The sequence below is a fragment of the Mycobacterium attenuatum genome, assembly GCF_900566085.1.
GTDB classification, from domain to species: domain Bacteria; phylum Actinomycetota; class Actinomycetes; order Mycobacteriales; family Mycobacteriaceae; genus Mycobacterium; species Mycobacterium attenuatum.
Window position 1 is genome coordinate 21,233 of record NZ_UPHT01000078.1, and the last position, 20,296, is coordinate 41,528.

The 20,296-nt window shown below is 66.0% G+C and carries 18 protein-coding genes; 13 read left to right on the plus strand and 5 right to left on the minus strand.

The annotated features are described in order from the left end of the window. Positions 1-248 precede the first annotated feature (248 nt). The gene (locus EET13_RS13450) at positions 249-1,001 is read right to left on the minus strand and encodes an O-methyltransferase (RefSeq protein WP_122442763.1); all 753 of its coding nucleotides are present in this window, start codon (positions 999-1,001) and stop codon (positions 249-251) included. 133 nt (positions 1,002-1,134) lie between these two features. Between EET13_RS13450 and EET13_RS13455 the strand changes: the two genes are divergently transcribed. Genes EET13_RS13455 through EET13_RS13480 form a run of 6 tightly spaced genes read left to right on the plus strand, consistent with a single transcriptional unit; the run spans position 1,135 to position 7,975 of the window. Continuing rightward, positions 1,135-2,361 (plus strand): inositol-3-phosphate synthase, encoded by a 1,227-nt coding sequence (locus tag EET13_RS13455; RefSeq protein ID WP_122442764.1) that lies wholly within the window; start codon positions 1,135-1,137, stop codon positions 2,359-2,361. After that, a complete protein-coding gene (locus EET13_RS13460; RefSeq protein ID WP_122442765.1) occupies positions 2,358-3,203 on the plus strand; it encodes an SCO3242 family prenyltransferase in 846 nt (281 codons plus the stop codon). The genes EET13_RS13455 and EET13_RS13460 overlap by 4 nt, the downstream gene beginning before the upstream one ends. After that, the gene (locus tag EET13_RS13465) at positions 3,203-4,624 is read left to right on the plus strand and encodes a TIM barrel protein (RefSeq protein ID WP_122442766.1); all 1,422 of its coding nucleotides are present in this window, start codon (positions 3,203-3,205) and stop codon (positions 4,622-4,624) included. Before EET13_RS13460 ends, EET13_RS13465 begins: the two co-directional genes overlap by 1 nt. Then, complete coding sequence (locus EET13_RS13470) at positions 4,621-5,472, plus strand: TatD family hydrolase (RefSeq protein ID WP_122442767.1); 852 nt, start codon at positions 4,621-4,623, stop codon at positions 5,470-5,472. Before EET13_RS13465 ends, EET13_RS13470 begins: the two co-directional genes overlap by 4 nt. Beyond that, positions 5,472-6,590 (plus strand): metabolite traffic protein EboE, encoded by a 1,119-nt coding sequence (gene eboE, locus EET13_RS13475; protein WP_122442768.1) that lies wholly within the window; start codon positions 5,472-5,474, stop codon positions 6,588-6,590. The genes EET13_RS13470 and eboE overlap by 1 nt, the downstream gene beginning before the upstream one ends. Next, on the plus strand, positions 6,587-7,975 hold the full coding sequence (locus EET13_RS13480) for an alkaline phosphatase family protein (protein WP_122442769.1): 1,389 nt from the start codon (positions 6,587-6,589) through the stop codon (positions 7,973-7,975). The genes eboE and EET13_RS13480 overlap by 4 nt, the downstream gene beginning before the upstream one ends. On the opposite strand, the gene EET13_RS13485 is transcribed toward EET13_RS13480, so the two are convergent. The 3 genes from EET13_RS13485 to EET13_RS13495 are packed head-to-tail and all read right to left on the minus strand — an operon-like array spanning position 7,961 to position 11,634. Next, positions 7,961-9,352: an amino acid permease gene (locus EET13_RS13485; protein WP_122442770.1), complete on the minus strand. Its 1,392-nt coding sequence runs from the start codon at positions 9,350-9,352 to the stop codon at positions 7,961-7,963. The genes EET13_RS13480 and EET13_RS13485 overlap by 15 nt on opposite strands. A gap of 51 nt (positions 9,353-9,403) precedes the next feature. Then, positions 9,404-10,585, minus strand: coding sequence for a PPE family protein (locus EET13_RS13490; protein WP_122442771.1), 1,182 nt, complete (start codon positions 10,583-10,585; stop codon positions 9,404-9,406). A 53-nt stretch (positions 10,586-10,638) separates the two neighbouring features. After that, positions 10,639-11,634: a PPE family protein gene (locus tag EET13_RS13495; protein ID WP_122442780.1), complete on the minus strand. Its 996-nt coding sequence runs from the start codon at positions 11,632-11,634 to the stop codon at positions 10,639-10,641. Positions 11,635-12,200: 566 nt separating this feature from the next. Here EET13_RS13495 and EET13_RS13500 point away from each other — a divergent pair. Beyond that, a complete protein-coding gene (locus EET13_RS13500; RefSeq protein WP_122442772.1) occupies positions 12,201-13,418 on the plus strand; it encodes a cytochrome P450 in 1,218 nt (405 codons plus the stop codon). Here EET13_RS13500 and EET13_RS13505 read toward each other — a convergent pair. Next, positions 13,415-14,974, minus strand: coding sequence for a DHA2 family efflux MFS transporter permease subunit (locus EET13_RS13505; RefSeq protein ID WP_122442773.1), 1,560 nt, complete (start codon positions 14,972-14,974; stop codon positions 13,415-13,417). The genes EET13_RS13500 and EET13_RS13505 overlap by 4 nt on opposite strands. Positions 14,975-15,149: 175 nt before the next feature. Here EET13_RS13505 and EET13_RS13510 point away from each other — a divergent pair, with 175 nt between their 5' ends. The 6 genes from EET13_RS13510 to der all read left to right on the plus strand — a co-directional run. After that, entirely contained in the window at positions 15,150-16,013 is an 864-nt protein-coding gene (locus EET13_RS13510) for a ParA family protein (protein WP_211186427.1), read from the plus strand. Beyond that, positions 16,010-16,825, plus strand: coding sequence for a segregation/condensation protein A (locus EET13_RS13515; RefSeq protein WP_122442775.1), 816 nt, complete (start codon positions 16,010-16,012; stop codon positions 16,823-16,825). Before EET13_RS13510 ends, EET13_RS13515 begins: the two co-directional genes overlap by 4 nt. Before the next feature lie 107 nt (positions 16,826-16,932). Continuing rightward, positions 16,933-17,589 (plus strand): SMC-Scp complex subunit ScpB, encoded by a 657-nt coding sequence (scpB, locus tag EET13_RS13520; RefSeq protein ID WP_122442781.1) that lies wholly within the window; start codon positions 16,933-16,935, stop codon positions 17,587-17,589. Next, on the plus strand, positions 17,589-18,341 hold the full coding sequence (locus EET13_RS13525; protein ID WP_425293677.1) for a pseudouridine synthase: 753 nt from the start codon (positions 17,589-17,591) through the stop codon (positions 18,339-18,341). The genes scpB and EET13_RS13525 overlap by 1 nt, the downstream gene beginning before the upstream one ends. Beyond that, on the plus strand, positions 18,338-19,054 hold the full coding sequence (gene cmk, locus EET13_RS13530) for a (d)CMP kinase (protein WP_122442777.1): 717 nt from the start codon (positions 18,338-18,340) through the stop codon (positions 19,052-19,054). The genes EET13_RS13525 and cmk overlap by 4 nt, the downstream gene beginning before the upstream one ends. After that, the coding region (der, locus tag EET13_RS13535; RefSeq protein ID WP_122442782.1) for a ribosome biogenesis GTPase Der at positions 19,051-20,296 on the plus strand (1,246 nt) is incomplete at its 3' end. The genes cmk and der, both read left to right, overlap by 4 nt.

Consider the following 20,296-nt stretch of genomic DNA (forward strand, 5'->3'; position numbering starts at 1 on the left):
TGCCGGGGTTCCATGAACAACGCACCACTCGTCCTTTCCGGGCGTAGTCGAGGCCACGCCGGTAGGTGTCGGCGCCCAGATGTGATTCGGCGTCGCCGAGATCGATCGACGGATACATCAGTGACTGCACGCCCGCACCGTAACGACCCCGGTTCGACAGAAACCCAGAGCCACGCCCGCCCACCAGACAAAGTGGTGCGGATGAGGCTAAGAAGTCGGGTGTGGCGACCAGGGTGCCACCACGGCAACTAACCCAGGTACTCCGATTCCAGCACCAGGTCGGGCACCAGCGTCTGGTACTCGAGGTGGGCCTTGTGCTCCACGGTGTTCCACAACCCACCCTGCTGACGCCGCATGTAGGCCCGGTACTTCGGTGCCCCCGGCACCAGGACGTTGTCGGCTACCACGACCGAACCCCGATGCAGCCAGTCGCGGTCCATGATGCTCTGCAAGTCGTCGAGGTAGACCTTCTTGTCGTGGTCGATGAACACGAAATCAAGTGTGCCGGAAGAGAATCCGTGTTCGCTTGCCAGCTTGTCCAGGGTGTCTCCGCCGTCGCCGATGGTGCCGACCACACAGGTGACCCGGTCCGCGACGCCGGCGTGGATCCAGATCTGCCTGGCGTTGGCGGCGTTGACTTCGGCCAGCTCGACCGAGTACACCCGCGCCTTCGGAGCTGCCCGGGCAATCCGCAGTGCGCCGTAACCGCAGTAAGTGCCCAACTCGAGTGCCAGCGCCGGATTGGCGCGCCGCACGGCGGCGTCGAGAATCGGCCCCTTCTCGTCGCCGATATTGATCAGCATCGATTTTTCGTAAGCGAACTTGTCGATGGTGGCCAACACGTCGTCGATATCGCCGGCCCGGGCGTGCCGGAGTACGTAGTCGAGGGCGGCTGCTTCACGGCCGTCACCGATCTGACCGGTCCGGGTGAGGTTGCGGATCCCGGGCGCCATGCGCCAGACCGACCACCGCAACGGGGCTATGCGCGCTCTGAAGCTCATTGTTGCCAGCTTACGTACAGACATTGATCAGCTGAACACGATGCTCGGTGCTAGCATCCTCTGCTTAGAAAAGCTAGTTTTTAACGCTCAACACATCGATTTATTGCAGCGTTCGGCGACCAAGGACGGCGCGATGGACCCCTACGACACCGCATCCCGGGTGACCGCGCGACCGCGCTGCGGCGTGTGGCTCAGCGGTGCGCGGGGGTCGGTGGCAACTACGTCGATCGTGGGTCTGTATGCGCTCAGCGCCGGGCTGATCCCCGAAACCGGCTGCGTGACAGCCGCCGCCGACTTCGCCGGTGTGCCATTGCCGAAGTATGCCGATTTCGTGGTGGCTGGGCGAGACCTGTCGACCACCCCATTGGTCAAGCGCGCCGAGACGTTGGTCGAAGCGGGACTGCTGCCGCACCGGGTGGTCGCTGCGGTATCAGATCGCCTGGCGGCCACGGAGGACGAGATCGTCGGTCCGTCGTGTGTAGCCACGCCCGACCCGTCGACCGTCGGTGCCAGCACCCAGGCCGAACTGATCGACCGGCTCAGCGACGCCATGGGCTCTTTTATCTCTCGTAACGCACTTGACGTCTTCGTGGTCATCGACGTGGCATCGACGCAGCCGCCGGTGCCGGACCGCCCCGAATACCACGACCCGGACATATTGCGGGCAGCACTATGCGAGAAGGACCGTATGGTGCTGCCGGCGAGCGCGCTGACCGCCCTGGCGGCGATCCGCAACGGCGCTGCCTACTCCTGCTTCACCCCGTCGCCCAGCATGGGCGTTGCCGCGTTGCGCAGCCTGGCCGACGACGCGGACATTCTCTACGGCGGCCAGGACGCTAAGACCGGGCAGACTTTGCTGCGCACCGTCCTGGCGCCGATGTTCGCCAGCCGCGCGATGATCGTAAATTCTTGGGCGGGAACGAATCTGCTGGGCGGCGGCGATGGAGCCACGCTCGCCGACCCGGTCGCTGCGCAGTCCAAGCTCGCCAGCAAGCAACGTGGTATCCAGCAGATGCTCGGTGGCTCCGTCAATGCTCCACTGCATATCGACTATGTCCCCGACCTCGGGGAAACCAAAGTCGCGTGGGACCACATCCACGCCACCGGATTTCTCGGCGGTCAGATCACGCTGCAAACCATCTGGTCGGCACCGGATTCCGCATTGGCGGCGCCATTGGTTCTCGACGTGGCACGCCTGCTGGCGATGGCGCGACTGCGCGGTGCGCACGGCGTCGTCGGGCAACTCGGCTTCTTCTTCAAAGAACCGTGGGGCTCGTCGACGCATTCACTTGCGGCGCAATACGAGGCGCTGGTGCAGTGGGCCAGGTCCTTTGCGACACCGGTTCCGGCCGACCAGTGAAGGTCAAGGCGTACCTGAACCTGATGCGGGCGCCTGCTGCGCTCACCGTGCTGGGTGACACTGCGGTGGGCGCCATCTGGGCTGGGCGTCCGCTGACCGGACGCCGTCTGGCGCTCCCGCTGGCCTCGGCGCTGCTGTATTGGAGCGGCATGGTGCTCAACGACTGGGCCGACCGCGAGCGCGACGCCATCGAACGCCCCGAGCGGCCGATCCCGTCCGGAGAAGTGTCGGCCGGCACGGCGATATCTTTCGCCGCCGCCCTGACCGCGGCAGGGCTGGCGACTGCGACGGCGGCCGGCGGCCGCCACGGTTTGGCCGCTGCCGGCCGAATCACGTTGTGCGTCGCCGCGTATGACCTGGTGGCCAAGGACACCGCTGCGGGGCCGTTGGTCATGTCGGGTTGCCGGTTCCTCGACGTGATGCTCGGCGCCGGCCCGAATTACCGGCGCGCGCTGGTTCCGGCGTCGGTGATCGGCGGGCACACCACCGCGATCACGGTGCTGTCCCGCAGCGAGGTCACGGGTTCAGAGCGCAGCCTGCCGGCCGTCGTCGGGGGCATGGCGGCGTCGGTGGCCGCTTCGGCGATGGTGAGCACACCGGGTTTTCGCGCCGCGCCCGCTGCGGCGGTGTACGCGTGGTCGTTTGGCCCCGGCTTGTGGAAGGCATGGCAGCAGCCGAGCGCCACGGTGTTGCGCAGCGCGGTGCGTAGTGGCATCGCTTCGATGATCGCGGTCCAGGCCATGCTGGCAGCCCGGGCGCCGCGCACCATGCTGACGTTGTGCGGGCTCGCAATTGGATTGCGGCTCAAAGTCTCTGCGCCCCAACCCACTGAGGTGACCTAATGCATGTTGGCTACAACACGAATGGCTTGAGCGACCACCCGCTTGCCGACGCGCTCGCGCTGATCGCGGATCAGGGTTACACCGCCGTCGCATTGACCATTGGCTACCCGCATGTTCGACCGTTCGACTCCGATCTGGCTGCGCAGCTCGGCGCGTTGCGTGCGCTGCTGGACAGCCATAGGTTGCAGGTGGCGATCGAAACGGGAGCACGCTATCTGCTCGACCCGCGCAACAAACACAAACCGGCACTCGTGGACATCGCCGCCGAACCCCGTGTCGAATTCCTGCGGCGGGCAATCGACATCGCCGCGGACCTCGGAGCCACCTGCGTGTCGCTGTGGTCTGGCTACGCCGTCGACTACAGCGACCCCGACACGACGCGAAACCTGCTCATCAGCAGACTGTCGCAGGTCGTCGATTATGCGGACCGCAAGGCGGTGACGCTCGGATTCGAGCCCGAACCCGGCATGTTCGTGGAGACGGTGGAACAGGCCCGCGAGGTATGCCGGGCACTGGGCGATCCGCCGCGACTGGGCATCACCCTTGACGTCGGTCACTGCGTGATGACCGAGCCGGCGGGCGCGCACGCGGCCATCGCCGACCTGGGTGACAAGCTGGTCAACGTCCACCTCGACGACATGACACCGGTCAGACACGAACACCTCGAGTTCGGTCACGGCGACCTCGATCTCGGTGCCGTGATCGACGCACTGCACAGCAGCGGCTTCGCCGGGGTTGCCTCGGTCGAGCTGCCGCGCCATTCCCACGACGCGCCGAATGTGCTACGGCGCAGCATGTCTGCCATCAAACGCGCCAGTCTGCCGATCGTGGCGCGCTCGTGGATCGATAACGCGGTGGCCGAGATCCACCACAATCCCGACAAGATCCTGGAAGCTTTCCCCAAGGCCGAGCGGGCGATGTCACAGCATTCCAGCGCTGCGGCGCTGCTGGCCCGGCTGCAGTTGCTTGCCGCGCTGGTGGCCGAAGGCCCCGATGCGGCAGCGGGTCCGCTCATCGAGAAGCTGTACCAGTGGGGGGATAGCGACGAGCGCCTGGCCGTGCTCCGCGGCCTGGAGGCGGCGGCGCTGGACGGCCCCCTCGGGGACGTCACCACGGCGGTCGGTGTGACCCTGGCCGAGGATGCGTTGCGGTGCAACGATCCACGGCTGGTCGGGGCGGCGCTCGGTGGATTCGGAACACGGTTTCTGGCCCAGCACTCCTGGCGCCATGGCGTGATGAAGCTGATCTTCATGGAGGTGCCGTTGCGAGCCGTACCCGGCCTGCGCATCCGCGCGGATGCGGAATTAGCACGGATGGCAACCGATTACATCAGCGAGCGCACCGCGGCCGGGCGCCCTGTGTCGGCCGACGTAAGGATGCTGCAGCAACTGGCCGCCACGATGACGGAGGTGCCCGAGTGAGGATTTTCGACCCCCACATTCACATGACGTCACGGACCACCGACGACTACGAGGCGATGTATGCCGCGGGTGTCCGTGCGATCGTCGAGCCGGCCTTCTGGATGGGGCAGCCCCGCACCAACGCGGGTTCGTTTATCGACTACTTCGACAGTCTCATCGGGTGGGAGCGTTACCGCGCGTCCCAGTTCGGCATCGCCCACAACTGCACCATCGCACTGAATCCCAAGGAAGCCAACGACAGCCGCTGCCGGGCCGTGCTCGAGCAGATCCCACGGTATCTGTCGAAAAGCGGTGTGGTGGCCGTCGGTGAGATCGGCTACGACTCCATGACGCCGGATGAAACCTCAGTATTTCAAACGCAATTGGAGATGGCCGCCGAGCATGGCCTGCCCGCGCTGGTGCACACGCCGCACCGCGACAAGCTCGGTGGGACCCAGGCCAGCATTGACCTGGTGAAGCGGGTCGGTATCGATCCCGGGATGGTGCTGCTGGATCACCTCAACGAGGTGACCATCGAGCCCGCCCGGGACAGCGGTTGCTGGATGGGCTTCTCCATCTATCCCGACACCAAGATGGACGAGGCGCGGATGGTCGCGTTGATGCAGCGTTTCGGGCTCGAGCGGATCATCGTCAACTCGGCCGCCGATTGGGGCCGATCCGATCCGCTCAAGACGGTCAAGACCGCGACGGCGATGCTGGCGGCCTCGTTCAGCGAAGACGACGTCGACCGGGTGATGTGGCGCAATCCGGTCGAATTCTACGGCCAAAGCGGGCAGCTGCGCCTGTTGAGCGAAGAGCAGCAGGCCGCCTTCGCCGGCAACACCATCAACCGCGGGGAAAAGCCCTGATGCTGTCCTACTGCAGTAATGTCGTCGCCGCCGACAGTCTGCAGTCGTTGGAACACCAGCTGCTGTCGGTGTTCGCTCCGGCTCGCCAACGCGCCGGACTGGAACGGCTCGGCGTCGGGCTGTGGTTGCCGGCCGCCACCATGGCCCGGCTGGCCGAGGATCGAGCGGCCCGCGCCCGACTGGCCGCGATCCTGGCGGACAACGGGCTTGCCGTGGTGACCATGAACGCTTTTCCTTACGGAGGGTTTCACGGCACTTCGGTGAAACATAAAGTCTACCAACCGGATTGGACTACGCCAGAGCGGCTCGCATACACCCGGCTCTGTGCCGAGGTGCTCAGTGAGCTGCTGGCCGGCGCCCAAAACGGCTCCATCTCGACATTGCCGCTGGGCTGGAGCGACCCATGGAACGACGCGGCCGACGTCAAGGCCCGGCAGACTCTGGCCGCGCTCAGCGATGAACTGCGGCGCATCGAGCAGCAGACCGGCCATCGGATCAGGTTGGCCGTCGAGCCCGAACCCGGCTGCGTGATCGGATCGTGCCGAGACGCCATCGGTTGGTTCGGCCGTGGCGGCGTGGATACCCGCTACATCGGGTTGTGCCTGGACACCTGTCACCTGGCCGTGATGGGTGAGAACCCGGCCGAGGTGGTGGCCGGGCTGGCTGACATCGGGATCGGCGTGGTGAAGATCCAGGCCTCCAATGCCATTGCCATCGACAACCTGGCCGCCGACGGCGTGGTCGAAGCCTTCGCCGAGTTCGCGGGCTCCCCGTATCTGCATCAGGTCAACGGTGTGGACGCCGGCGGCAACCGGTGGTTTCGCGACGACCTGTCCTTCACGGACCCGTCGATACCGAGGACCGGCAGCGCCCGGGTGCATTACCACGTCCCGCTGCACCTCAGCCCGCCGGCACCGCTGAGCAACACGTCGCACGTGCTGGCCGACGTGATGGCGATGCTGGGCACGGAGGCGCTACCTCAGCCCGCGGACGTCGAAATCGAAACCTATACCTGGGAAGTACTGCCGACGTCGCTGCGGATGGGCAGCCTGGCCGACGACATTGCGGCCGAGATCGGTTGGCTGAACGACCTGTTACGCAACCGGGACGCGGCATGACGCGACGAGTTCTGCTGCTCAACGTCGTCGGGCTCACCCAACCGCTGCTGCAGCACATGCCGAATCTGTCCGCGTTTGCCGCCCGGGGCGCGATGCGTCAGCTGACCCCAGTGTTCCCGGCGGTCACCTGCTCGGTGCAGTCGTCGATGGTCACCGGCCGGATGCCCAACCAGCACGGAATCGTCGGCAACGGCTGGTATTTTCGCGACCTGGGCGAGGTGTTGCTGTGGCGGCAAAGCAACAAGCTGGTTGCGGGCGAGAAGGTTTGGGAGACCGCCGCGGGGCGTTGCGACGGGTACACCTCGGCAAATGTCGGCTGGTGGTACGCGATGAACGCGAGCAACGACGTGATCGTCACGCCCCGGCCGGTGTACCACCAGGACGGCCGCAAATCACCGGACTGCTACGCCGTGCCCTCGGATCTGCACGACATCCTCAGCGATAAGTTGGGCACGTTCCCGCTGTTCCAATACTGGGGACCGACGGCCGACATCACGTCATCACGCTGGCTGGTGGATGCGTCCATCGAAATCCTGCAGCGGTATTCACCCACGTTGCTCACAACGTATATCCCACACCTAGACTACGACTTTCAACGCTACGGTCCCCGGTCACCGCAGGCCCGCAGCGCCGCTGCGGACGTGGACGCGGCACTGGCCCCCCTGCTGGCCGCGGCCGCCGAGCATAACATGGCGACCGTCGTGGTCTCCGAATACGGGATCGCGCCGGCCAACAACCCGGTGGATGTCAACCGCCGGCTCCGCGCGGAAGGGTATCTGAGCGTCTACACCCAACAAGGACGGGAATACCTGGACCCGTGGACGTCACGCGCATTCGCCGTCGCCGACCATCAAGCCGCGCACATCTATGTGCGTGACGAGTCCGACATCGCCCGGGTGGCCGCTCTGGTCGCGGAGCTCGACGGTGTCGACGCGGTCCTGGATCGAAAAGCCCAGCAGGCCTTGGCCATTGATCATCCGCGGGCGGGGGAGCTGGTCGCGATTGCCGAACCGGCCGCGTGGTTCACCTACTACTACTGGCTCGACGACGCCCGGGCACCGGAGTTCGCGCCGTGTGTGGACATTCATCGCAAACCCGGTTACGACCCCGCCGAGTTGCTGATGAACCCCGACGATCGGACGGTCAAAGCCAAAGCCGCCGCGGCACTGGCCAAAAAGGCGCTGGGCCTTCGATACACCATGGGAGTCATCGCTCTTCACGGCCGGCATGTCGGCGGCACGCACGGCAGGCTGCCGGACTCCGACGAGGACACGCCCTTGATCATCACCTCGGCACCAGACCTGCTGTCGGATGGGGCTGCGCCCATGCCGGTTACCGCGGTGCGAGACGTGGTGCTGGACGCCCACGGCCTACGGCAACACTGAGGGCTCGTCGCTGAGCACGCCGGCGTTGGTGTTTCGCCTGCGGACGATGACCCAACCCAGCGTGAGGACCGCGAACCACAGCGGGGCCGATGCCAACGCGATCGCTGTTTCGCGGTTGGTGGTCAGGGTCCAGATCACGAATGCAAAAAAGGCCAGTACCGCCCAACACATTTGCACGCCACCGGGCATCTTGTAGGCGGAGTCGGCGTGACGCTGCGGATGCCGGCGGCGGTACACGAGGTAGCTGACGACGATCGTGGCCCACACGAACATGAAGAGCAGCGAGGCGATCGTGGTGATCAACGTAAAGGCCCCGATGACCGACCCGCCCGCGTACAGCAGCGGGATGGAGGTCAGCAGCAGTGGAGCCGTGCACACAATGGCCGACGCGGGCACACCGCCCCGGTTGAGGCGTTGGAACACGCCTGGCGCGCTGCCCTCGTCGGCCAGGCCGAACAGCATTCGGCCGGTGGAAAACACGCCGGAGTTGGCCGAGGAGGCGGCTGCGGTGGTCACCACGAAGTTGACGACCGATGCTGCCGCGGCCAGGCCGGCCAGCGAAAACATTGTCACGAAAGGGGATTGGCCGCTGGCGAAGCGCCGCCAGGGCACCACCGCCAGGATCGCCACCAGCGCACCGACATAGAAGATCGCCACCCGCACCGGGACGGCATTGATCGCGCGGGGAAGTGTACGACGAGGATTTGCCGTTTCGCCGGCGGCGGTGCCGACGAGTTCGACTCCGATGTAGGCGAAGAACGCGATCTGGAACCCGCTGGCCACGCCCATGAAGCCCCGGGGGAACAATCCGCCGTCGTTCCAAAGGTTTTCAATCGTGGCCCGATCACCTTGCGGAGAGACAAAGTTGGTCACCACCAGTAATGCGCCCAGCGCGATGAGACTCAGTATCGCGACCACTTTGATCAACGCCAGCCAGAATTCCATCTCGCCGAAATGGCCGACGCTGAACAAGTTGACCATGAGGATGAGGGCGACGGTGAGCAGTGCCGGTAACCACACCGGTGCGGCGGGCCACCAGAACCTGGCATAGCCGGTGATCGCCACGAGGTCTGCGATACCGGTGACGACCCAGGCGAACCAGTACGACCACCCCAGATAAAAAGCTGCGGCGGGCCCCAACAGGTCGGCCGTGAAATCGACGAACGATTTGTAGTTCAGGTTCGACAGCAGCAGTTCACCCATCGCCCGCAGGACGAAAAACACGAAGAACCCGATGATCGCGTACACCACTAGCACCGCGGGACCGGCGAGGGAGATCGTGCGTCCGGAGCCCATGAACAGGCCGGTGCCGATCGCTCCTCCGATGGCGATCAACTGAATATGACGGTTGGCGAGCCTGCGCTGCAGGTGCGGCATGTGGCGTCCTCATCACGCGGTGGGTTGAATTGTGCACCACAGCAGCGGCGGTCACCCCGCAAATGGCGGCCTGGACATCACGGTGACCCGCAATCCGTACTTGGGACCGGCGCCCGCACCGGCAGCGCCCGGGCCGGCCAGTGGCAATCCGCCCAGCAGGCTTCCCGGCGCGGCGACCTCCGGCGGATTGACGATGTCGCTGGCCAGCGGTGCAATGTCGGGTCTGACGGCCGGGCCCGGATCGACCGCGGTCCAGGTGGGCGGCACCGACAGCTTGCCGATCGCGGAAGCGTTGCCCAGGCCGGCCGCTACCGGCCCGGCGCCGCCGAGGGCAGCCGGGGCGGCGCCGGCAGCAGCGGAGGCCACTCCCGCGGCCGCGTCGGCGGCTTGCGGGCCTATCCAGCCCAGCGCCCGCCACGACCCGATCAGGCTGTTGCCGATGCCGATGGCGAAATACGGCAAACCCACGGTGTTGTAGAGGAGCTGGGATATCGGCAAGTACCAGTTGACGAGCCACTGCAGCCACGCCGGAATCGAGGAAGCGCCGGCCGACGCCAGCTCCGACAACTCCGACGCCAGCGGTGACGCCAGGCTCATCAGCGTGCTCGGCAGCTCAGAGATCAGGCCGGACAGGGTGCTCTGCGCTGCGCCCGCGGCGGTGGCAGCGGCCTGGGCAACAGCGGCGGATTGCGTAGCGGCCGCGGACGGGCTGGTGATGTGTGGCGGCGGGGTAAACGGTGTGAGCTCCGCGGCGCTGGCCGAGGAAGCCGCGTAGCTGTACATGGCTCTGCTGTCCTGGGCCCACATCTCGGCGTAGTGAGCTTCCAGAGCCGCGATGGCGACGCCGAATTGCCCGTAGACGTTTTTCGCGACGAGCGATGCCAGCTGCGCGCGGTTGGCCGCGACGAGCGGCGGGGGGACCACCGAGGCAAACGCCGTCTCAAAGGCGGCTGCTGCCGCCCGCGCCTGGCCGGCAGCTTGTTCGGCCTGCGCGGCGGCGGCTCGCATCCATGCCAGGTAAGGTACGACTGCTTGGAACATCAAAGCCGATGCCGGGCCCAGCCATTCGTCGGAGTGCAGCATCGTCAGCACCCTGTCGTAGCCGTCGGCGGTCAGATTCAGCTCGGAAGCCAATCCGTTCCAGGCCGACGCGGCCGCCACCATGGGCGCGGAACCCGGACCGGTATACATGCGCCCCGAGTTGACTTCCGGTGGCAGTGCCCCGAAATCCATTTGCTATGAACTCCTTACGTTTTCGCGGTCCGTCAGGTCGATCACTGAACCGGCTATCCGGCATTCGGTGGGCGACAGATCACCTGGACGCGTGATCCATAGCGGCGGCCGAAGTTGCCGCCGTCTTGTGCCGCTCTCGACCGTGACGGCGATACACCCTGCAGTAGGCCAGACAATTCGCCGGCCCGGACGCCGGCACGAACTCCTCGGGCCGATAACGTCACCACTTTCGCGTCTGCGGGAGAGGGTGGCGGTGTCCAGCCCGGTGGCACCGACATCGGCCCGATCTTGACGGCCAGACCTGCGCTGATCGCTACCGGCCCGGCTCCTGCCTGCGACCAGCTCCAGCCGGCGGCGGCGCCGGAAGCGCCGGCTACCGCCCCGGCCACCGCGGCCGGCGCTTCGACGTTGGAAGCGCTGGACCACAACATCGCGGCCACGAACTGTAGGGGGTTCAAGGTGAGTCCGCCGGCGTCGTAAATGAACGCCTCCGAGATCGCCAAGGCGTCCAGAATCGTGGTCCAGTACTGCAGCAAGGTATTCCATGGAAATGTGGACGCGGACGGGTTGGTGACGTTGGGCGGCGCCGTGAACGGCGTCAACACCGAGGCGATCGCCGCGGCGCCGGCGTATTCGTGCATGGCGGTGGCGTCCTGGACCCACATCTCGGCGTAGTGGGCTTCGGCGGTCGCGATTGCCGGGCTGTTTTGCCCGAACCAGTTGGTCGCGACCAACGCCATCAGCAAAGTCCTATTGGCCGCGATTACCGGCGGTGGCACGGTTAGCGCAAAAGCCAACTCATAGGCGGCTGCGGCCGCGCTGACCTGGATTGCGGCTTGTTCGGCAAGCGCCGCTGTGGTACTCAGCCAGCCGACAAACGGCAGAACGGCGGTCACCATGGCATCGGCTGCCTGGCCCCGCCACCGCAGGCTGGCCAGCTCCAAGACCGCCGAATTGTAGGCAGTTGCGGCGGTCTCCAGGTCATCGGCCAACCGGCCCCATGCCGCCGCGGCGGCCATCAGCGGACCCGATCCCGGGCCGCTGTACATCCGCCCCGAATTGATCTCGGGTGGCAACGCCGCGAAGTTGGATAGCGCACCCGGGCCGATGCTGCCGGCATCCGGCGCGCTGCCGGCAGCGGGGACAAGCAGGACGACGGGCACCGCCTACGACCCGATCGCGATGGCCGATTGCCCGGCGCGGACCCCGGCCGAGCGCGACGAAGTGATACAACGAGCTGCATTGACGTGGCTAGTTGTGTTGGGAAAATTAACGGTCATCGACACCACCTAGCGCTGGGAAACTGAACGCGGTCGGTCGCGACATCGCTGTCAGCAAACAGTGCCCTTGTTTTTATCGACAATTGTCGGGATTGGGAGACCGAGCGACAATTACTGCTTTGTTAACCCGCAGGTAGGGGTAGCGAACCAAGATAAAATCAGCGTACGTCTAATTCCGGTTTTAAACTATTTCCGGCCGGCGAAGCGTTGCGATGCGTCAGCCCGGAACGTCCAAATTAAAACATAATTCTGAACCTGCAGCTTGAATCACAATGGCGCCTCGCCCGGTACCTGGTGACCGTTCTTCGCGGTCGGCGAAGTTAGTGTGGGGGTCCATGTGTCCCACTGTGTTCGAAGCCGACCTGCCGTTGCTCGCCTACCGAGACGCCCGCAGTCCGGAGGAAGCGCACCGCCTCATCCGGCAAGCACGCGAACAGTCCCCGATCGCCATGGGCCTGTTAGGTCCGGAGATCTTGAGCTACGAGTTGGTACGAAGCGTGCTGCTCGATAGCCGGTTCACCGTGCCCAAGGGACTTTTCCTTGCTGCCCAAGGGATTACGTCGGGTCGCTTGTGGGAACGGTTCCGTAACAACCTCATGAGTCTGGACGGTGCCGAACACAACCGACTGCGCCGGCTGGTTTCCAAGGCGTTCACGCCACGCTCGACGGTGCGGCTGGAGCCGACGATCACGGAAGTGATCACCTCGCTCGTCGACCCGCTGACAGTGGTTGGCCGGTGCGACGTGGTCACTGATATCGCTCAGCGCTATCCGATTCCGGTCATCTGCGCGTTGCTCGGTGCTCCCGCGGCGGATTGGCAATTGTTCTCCGACTGGGCCGACGACATCTTCAAGATGTTCACCTGGAACGCCGCCGGGAACGAGGCCGTCATCATGAATGCCTACGACCAGCTCGATGCCTACGTCGACGACATGGTCGCGCAGCGGCGCGACAACCTCACGGACGACTTGATTTCGGAGTTGATCCGCGCCGAGGAAGACGGCGACCGGCTCAACCGCGACGAGCTGTGCAGGTTGGTATCGGCAATGCTGATGGCCGGCACCGACACCACCCGCAACCAACTGGCTGCCGCCGTACAGGTGCTCTGCGACCACCCGGAGCAATGGGCACTGCTTGGCCGGCACCCGCAGCTGGCCCCCAGCGCGGTGGCCGAGCTGGTGCGGCACACCCCGGCGGCCTTCGCTGTCATCCGCCAAGCCGTCGAGGACGTCGAACTGGCCGGCGTGGTCATTCCGGCCGGTACCCAACTGAGTGTCAACATCGCCGCGGCCAACCGAGACCCAGACGTATACGAAGACCCGGAGCGCCTGGACATCACCCGTGACGATCCTGCGGCGAGGCTGGCTTTCGGTGCCGGGGTGCACCATTGCCTCGGCGCGCACCTGGCCAGGGCCGAGCTTGGTTTGGGACTGACGGTCATGACTCAGCGACTGCGCAACCCGCGGCGCACCGGCCCGGCGCCGTGGCGACCGTTCACGCCACTGACGGGCCCGGTCACGCTGCCCATCGAGTTCGACGTTGTCGCTAGCTAGCTTGCGCGCTTAAACGGTTGTGCTGCTTGGCTTTTCGGCAAAAAAGCCACCGGAACGAAGGTCAGCCCGACCAGCACGACCGCGATCACGAACACCACTGCGTAGGCGTGGGAGAGGTCGTGCATCACAGCGACCGGGAAATTGAGGTCGCGCGCCGCTGCCGGCAGGGCCGATTCGTCAAGCGGGACCCCGCGCTGCGCGGCGTTGTCGCGCAGCGCCTCGATTGTGTGGGCAGCGGAGATGTTTGCGCTGCGGTTGAACTGACCGGTCAGGATCACCGACATCAGTGCCGTACCCACCGAGGCCGCCACCTGCTGATTGACACTGATCAACGTCGAACCGCGCGCGATCTGCTGCGGGGCCAGGGCAGCTACCGCAGCGGCCGACAGCGGCGTCATGGTGGCACCCATGCCCAGGCCCATGATGGTCAGGCCGGTGAGCAAGGTCGGCAGGTAGTCGGCCTGCACCGCAACCCCGTAGGCGAAAACGCCCATCCCGGCGGCGATCAGCGCGATGCCCACCAGCAGGATGCTGCGCGGTCCCCGTTTGTCCATCAACGTTCCGGCGAGCGGCATGGTCACCATGGCGCCGATTCCGCGCGGAACCATGCTCATCCCGGCCTGTAGCGGCCGTTGGTGCAGCAGTTCCTGGAAGTAACTCGGAAAGAGCAGTCCGGCGCCGAAAAAGGAGGCGGCGAACAAGAACATCGCTACGTTGGCCAGCCTGACGGTCCGGTTGCTGAACAGCCGCAGATCAAGGAGCGGATGATCCGAGCGCAACAGCGCGTGCACGACGAACCCGGTGATCAGCACCAGGCCCACGGCCACGGGTATCCAGACCCGCCGGTCAGCCACCGTGCCGCAGCGAGGCACCTGCGAGACCCCGTATAAGAATGTGGCCAGGCCGGGGGAGAGCAGCAACATGCCGATCACGTCGAAGGTTTCCGAGGCTGCCGGCTGATCCGGTGGGAATACCGTCATGGCCAGTGCCACGGTGATCAGGCCGATCGGCAGATTGATCCAGAAGATCCATTCCCACCCGTAGCTGTCGATCAGCCAGCCGCCCAGCACCGGACCGAAGATCGGGCCGAGCAGCATCGGAATGCCCAGGATGGCCAGCACCCGCCCGAGCCGCTGAGGGCCCGCCTCCCGGGTCAGGATGGTCAGCACTAGCGGCATCAGCATGCCGCCGCCGAGGCCCTGCACCACGCGGAACGCGACCAGCAAGGTGATGTTGGGCGCCATCGCGCACAGCAATGAGCCGAAGGTGAATGCGAGCAGCGAACCGATGAAGGGGCGCTTGGTGCCAAACCGGTCGGCCACCCAACCGGCAAGCGGGATCACCGCCGCCAAGGCCAGGGTGTAGCCGGTCATGGTCCAGGCGACCATGGCCTGCGTGGTGTGGAAGGTGGCGACGAAGGTGCGCTGGGCGACGGTGACGACCGTCGTGTCCACGATCGACATCATCGCGCCCAGGACACACACGCCGGCGATCCGCAGCAGCCGGGGGTCCAGTTGATCGGTGTGGCTTCGTTGGTCGGTGCTCGTGTCGTCCATGGCAGCTCCTCAGAACACCCCTGCCCGAGAAGCATGTCATACGGGCCGCGGTGCCGCGGCCTTCCACAGCAAGCTCCCAAGGTTGCCCGCGGGTCTCCCGGCGCAGGCGGAGGAAGCCGTTAGACTTTCCTGCGATGTCCACCCTGACGCCCGTGACCCTCGGCCGCGACCGGGTATGACCGATCACCCCGACAGCGGAATCGAAGTCGGCCTGACCGGACGGCCGCCGCGGGCGATCCCTGACCCGGTGCCGCGCACCTCGCACGGGCCGGCCAGGGTGGTGGCGATGTGCAACCAGAAGGGCGGCGTCGGGAAAACCACGTCGACCATCAATCTTGGTGCCGCGCTGGCCGAGTACGGCCGGCGGGTCCTGCTCGTGGACATGGACCCGCAGGGGGCGCTGTCCGCGGGCCTGGGCGTTCCCCACTACGAGCTGGAGAAGACCATCCATAACGTGCTGGTGGAGCCGCGCGTGTCGATCGACGACGTGCTGATTCACACCCGGGTCAAAGACCTGGATCTGGTGCCCAGCAATATCGATCTGTCGGCCGCTGAGATCCAGCTGGTCAACGAGGTGGGCCGGGAGCAGACCCTGGGTCGTGCGCTGTACCCGGTGCTGGACCGCTACGACTATGTGCTGATCGACTGCCAGCCGTCGCTGGGGCTGCTGACCGTCAACGGGCTGGCCTGCGCCGACGGCGTGGTTATCCCCACCGAATGCGAGTTCTTCTCGTTGCGCGGCCTGGCGTTGTTGACCGATACGGTCGACAAGGTGCGCGACCGGCTGAACCCCAAGCTGGAGATCAGCGGCATCCTGCTGACCCGCTACGACCCCCGCACCGTCAATGCGCGAGAGGTCATGGCCCGCGTCGTCGAGCGGTTCGGTGACCTAGTGTTCGATACCGTGATCACCCGCACGGTTCGTTTCCCCGAGACCACCGTCGCGGGCGAACCCATCACGACGTGGGCACCGAAGTCGGCCGGTGCCGTGGCCTACCGCGCCCTGGCCCGCGAGTTCATCGACCGATTCGGCGTGTGAACGACACCGCGAACCCAGCCACCGCACCTCAGAACGGCTTTCTGGTTCGGCTGACCAACTTCGAGGGGCCGTTCGACCTGCTGCTGCAGCTGATTTTCGCGCACCGGCTCGATGTCACCGAGGTGGCCTTGCACCAGGTCACCGACGACTTCATCGCCTACACCAAAGCCATTGGCACCCAGCTGGACTTGGAGGAGACCACGGCGTTTCTGGTGGTCGCGGCGACCTTGCTCGACCTCAAAGCGGCCCGGCTGCTGCCGGCCGGGCAGGTCGACGACGAGGAGGATCTGGCCCTGCTCGAGGTTCGTGACCTGCTGTTCGCCCGGTTGCTGCAATACCGGGCGTTCAAGCATGTCGCGGAAATGTTCGCCGAGCTGGAGGCCACCGCGCTGCGCAGCTACCCGCGGGCGGTCTCGCTGGAAGAGCGGTTTGCGGGCCTGCTTCCCGAGGTGATGCTGGGCGTCGACGCCGAACGCTTCGCCGAGATCGCCGCCGTGGCCCTGACTCCGCGGCCGGCCCCGACGGTGGCGACCGCGCATCTGCACGTGCAGACCGTCTCGGTTGTCGAGCAGGCCAAGCACCTGCTGGCGATGCTGCGAGCGCGCGGTGGTGGCCAGTGGGCCACCTTCTCTGAGCTTGTCGCCGACTGCCGGGCGCCGATCGAGGTCGTCGGGCGCTTCCTGGCGCTGCTCGAACTGTATCGGTCCCGGGCGGTAGCATTCGACCAGTCAGAGCCCCTTGGCGTGCTCCAGGTTTCGTGGACCGGGGAACGGCCGACTAGCGAAGCTTTGGTAGAAGTGCGAGACCAATGATGACCGGCGCCAGTGATGATGCAACTCCCGAGGAATATCTGTCCTACGCCTTTTGCCCGGGTTCGTCGGGTTCCGTGGGGGCCTCCGGTTCCTTGGGGGCCTCGGACATGCCGGAAATAGCCGAGCCCGCGGAGATGGACCCCGACGAGCTCAGACGGGTGCTAGAGGCGCTGTTGCTGGTGGTCGACACCCCGGTGACCGCCGAGGCGCTGGCCGCGGCCACCGAACAACCGGTCTACCGGGTCGCGGCGAAACTGCGGTTGATGGCCGACGAACTCACCGAACGCGACAGCGGCATCGATTTGCGCCACAGCGGTGAAGGCTGGCGGTTGTATACCCGCGCCCGATTCGCGCCCTACGTCGAGAAGCTGCTTCTGGACGGTGCGCGGACCAAGCTCACCCGTGCCGCGCTGGAAACCCTTGCGGTGGTGGCTTACCGTCAACCGGTGACACGGGCGCGAGTGAGTGCGGTTCGGGGGGTCAATGTGGACGCCGTGATGCGCACGCTGCTGGCGCGCGGCCTGATCACCGAGGTCGGTACCGACGAGGACACCGGCGCGGTGACGTTTGCCACCACCGACTTGTTCTTGGAGCGGTTGGGATTGACGTCACTGTCCGAGCTGCCGGACCTTGCGCCGCTGCTTCCCGACGTCGACACCATCGATGACCTGAGCGCCACCCTGGATAGCGAGCCGCGGTTCATCAAGCTCGCCGGCGGCCAGCCCGCTGACCCGACATTGGCGTTCGATGTGGACACCGACTGATGGTCGAGCTGGAGCAGGAGCCGGGCATCCGCCTGCAGAAAGTGTTGTCCCAGGCCGGGATTGCGTCCCGGCGGGCCGCGGAGAAGATGATCGTCGACGGCCGCGTCGAGGTCGACGGAAAGCTGGTGACCGAGTTGGGTACCCGCGTCGACCCGGACGTCTCGGTGATCCGTGTCGATGGAGCCAGGGTGGTGCTCGACGAGTCGTTGGTCTACTTGGCCCTGAACAAGCCACGCGGCATGCACTCCACCATGTCCGACGATCGTGGGCGGCCGTGTATCGGCGACCTGATCGAACGAAAAGTGCGGGGCAACAAGAGACTTTTTCATGTCGGGCGTCTGGACGCCGACACCGAGGGGCTGATCCTGCTGACCAACGACGGTGAGCTGGCGCACCGGTTGATGCATCCCTCGCACGAGGTACCCAAGACCTACCTGGCCACAGTGGCCGGGACGGTCCCGCGCGGCTTAGGCAAAAAGCTCAGGGCCGGAATCGAATTGGACGACGGGGTGGCCAGTGTCGACGCCTTCGCGGTGGTGGACGCGATTCCCGGAAAGACGTTGGTGCGAGTAACGCTACATGAAGGACGTAATCGTATCGTGCGCCGGCTGCTGGCGGCGGCGGGATTTCCGGTGGCGGCGTTGGTGCGCACCGATATCGGGCCGGTGACGCTGGGCAAGCAGCGGCCAGGTAGCGTGCGGGCGCTGGGCCGCGACGAGATCGGCCAGCTGTACAAAGTGGTGGGCTTGTGAGCGAGCCAAGCCAAGCCGGTCATCGTCCGGCGAGGGCGGCGGTCATCGCCATCGACGGGCCGGCCGGTACTGGAAAATCTTCTGTTTCAAGGGGACTCGCGCGCAAACTGGGCGCTCGGTTTCTGGATACCGGGGCGATGTACCGCATGGTGACGCTGGCGGTGCTGCGCGCGGGCATCGACCCGGCGGATGTACAGGCGGTCGGGGACTGCGCGTCCACCGCACAGCTGTCGGTCGGCTACAACCCAGACACAAGCAGCTTTTGCCTTTCCGGAGAAGACGTTTCGGCGCAGATCCGCAGCGATGACGTCACGTCGGCGGTGTCGGCGGTGTCAGCGGTGCCGGTCGTGCGCGAGCGCCTGGTCGAGCTGCAACGTGCCATGGCCGGCGGGCCGGGCCGCATCGTCGTGGAAGGCCGCGACATCGGGACCGTGGTGTTCCCCGATGCCCCGGTGAAGATCTTCCTGACAGCATCCGCGGAGACCCGCGCGCGGCGCCGCAACGATCAAAATATCGCAGCGGGACTGGCCGGCAACTACGACGCGGTACTGGCCGACGTGCGCCGGCGCGACCATCTTGATTCCACCCGTGCGGTGTCGCCGCTGCGAGCGGCGTCCGACGCGATCGTCGTTGATACCAGCGAGATGACAGAGGCTCAAGTCGTCGATCGCCTGCTGGAGTTGGTCACGCAGTGCAGCGGAGCGGTCCGGTGACCCACGACGGCACCTGGGCTGACGAAAGTGACTGGCAGCTCGACGGTTTCGATCTGGCCGACCTGCCGGAGCCGGAGCCTGCGCCGGTTGTGGCGATTGTAGGCCGGCCCAATGTCGGCAAATCGACGCTGGTGAACCGGATTCTGGGGCGGCGTGAGGCGGTGGTGCAAGACGTTCCGGGCGTGACGCGGGACCGGGTCTGCTACGACGCGTTGTGGAGCGGACGCCGGTTCGTGGTGCAGGACACCGGGGGCTGGGAGCCCGACGCCAAAGGCTTGCAGCAGCTGGTGGCCGAACAGGCAGCCGTGGCGATGCGTACCGCCGACGCGGTCATTCTGGTGGTCGATGCCGGTGTCGGCGCTACCGCCGCCGACGAGGCTGCCGCCCGCATTCTGCTCCGCTCGGGTAAGCCGATCTTCTTGGCCGCCAACAAGGTTGACAACGAAAAGGGCGAAGCTGATGCTGCCGCGTTGTGGTCGCTGGGGCTCGGTGAGCCGCATGCGATCAGCGCGATGCATGGCCGCGGCGTGGCCGACCTGCTCGACGAGGTGCTGGCGGCCCTACCCGCGGTGGGGGAGTCGGCCACTGCCGGCGGCGGGCCGCGGCGGGTGGCCCTCATCGGCAAACCCAACGTGGGCAAGAGCTCCTTGCTGAACAAGCTGGCCGGTGATCAGCGGTCGGTGGTACATGAGGTCGCCGGGACGACGGTCGACCCGGTGGATTCGCTGATCGAAATGGGCGGCAAGGTATGGCGTTTCGTCGACACCGCGGGCCTGCGCCGCAAGGTCGGCCAGGCCAGCGGACACGAGTTCTACGCGTCGGTGCGCACCCACGCGGCTATCGACTCGGCCGAGGTGGCGATTGTGCTGATCGACGCATCGCAGCCGCTGACCGAACAGGATCAGCGGGTGCTGTCGATGGTCATCGAGGCCGGACGGGCGCTGGTGCTGGCCTTCAACAAGTGGGATCTGGTTGACGAGGACCGCCGAGAGCTGCTCGAGCGTGAGATCGACCGGGAGCTGGCGCAGGTGCGCTGGGCGCAGCGGGTCAATATCTCGGCCAAGACGGGTCGGGCGGTGCAAAAGCTGGTGCCTGCGCTCGAGAGTGCGCTGGCGTCGTGGGACACCAGGATAGCGACCGGCCCGCTGAATGCCTGGCTGAAGGAGGTAGTGGCCGCGACCCCGCCCCCGGTGCGCGGTGGCAGGCAGCCCCGGATTCTGTTCGCCACCCAGGCGACCGCGC

What these genes read in the sequence shown, in the direction of transcription:
- EET13_RS13450 (WP_122442763.1), bottom strand. Translation starts at nt 1,001, where the DNA reads ATGAGCTTCAGAGCGCGCATAGCCCCGTTGCGGTGGTCGGTCTGGCGC.
- EET13_RS13455 (WP_122442764.1), top strand. Translation starts at nt 1,135, where the DNA reads ATGGACCCCTACGACACCGCATCCCGGGTGACCGCGCGACCGCGCTGC.
- EET13_RS13465 (WP_122442766.1), top strand. Translation starts at nt 3,203, where the DNA reads ATGCATGTTGGCTACAACACGAATGGCTTGAGCGACCACCCGCTTGCC.
- eboE (WP_122442768.1), top strand. Translation starts at nt 5,472, where the DNA reads ATGCTGTCCTACTGCAGTAATGTCGTCGCCGCCGACAGTCTGCAGTCG.
- EET13_RS13480 (WP_122442769.1), top strand. Translation starts at nt 6,587, where the DNA reads ATGACGCGACGAGTTCTGCTGCTCAACGTCGTCGGGCTCACCCAACCG.
- EET13_RS13485 (WP_122442770.1), bottom strand. Translation starts at nt 9,352, where the DNA reads ATGCCGCACCTGCAGCGCAGGCTCGCCAACCGTCATATTCAGTTGATC.
- EET13_RS13490 (WP_122442771.1), bottom strand. Translation starts at nt 10,585, where the DNA reads ATGGATTTCGGGGCACTGCCACCGGAAGTCAACTCGGGGCGCATGTAT.
- EET13_RS13495 (WP_122442780.1), bottom strand. Translation starts at nt 11,634, where the DNA reads ATGTACAGCGGCCCGGGATCGGGTCCGCTGATGGCCGCCGCGGCGGCA.
- EET13_RS13500 (WP_122442772.1), top strand. Translation starts at nt 12,201, where the DNA reads ATGTGTCCCACTGTGTTCGAAGCCGACCTGCCGTTGCTCGCCTACCGA.
- EET13_RS13505 (WP_122442773.1), bottom strand. Translation starts at nt 14,974, where the DNA reads ATGGACGACACGAGCACCGACCAACGAAGCCACACCGATCAACTGGAC.
- EET13_RS13510 (WP_211186427.1), top strand. Translation starts at nt 15,150, where the DNA reads ATGACCGATCACCCCGACAGCGGAATCGAAGTCGGCCTGACCGGACGG.
- scpB (WP_122442781.1), top strand. Translation starts at nt 16,933, where the DNA reads ATGCCGGAAATAGCCGAGCCCGCGGAGATGGACCCCGACGAGCTCAGA.
- EET13_RS13525 (WP_425293677.1), top strand. Translation starts at nt 17,589, where the DNA reads ATGGTCGAGCTGGAGCAGGAGCCGGGCATCCGCCTGCAGAAAGTGTTG.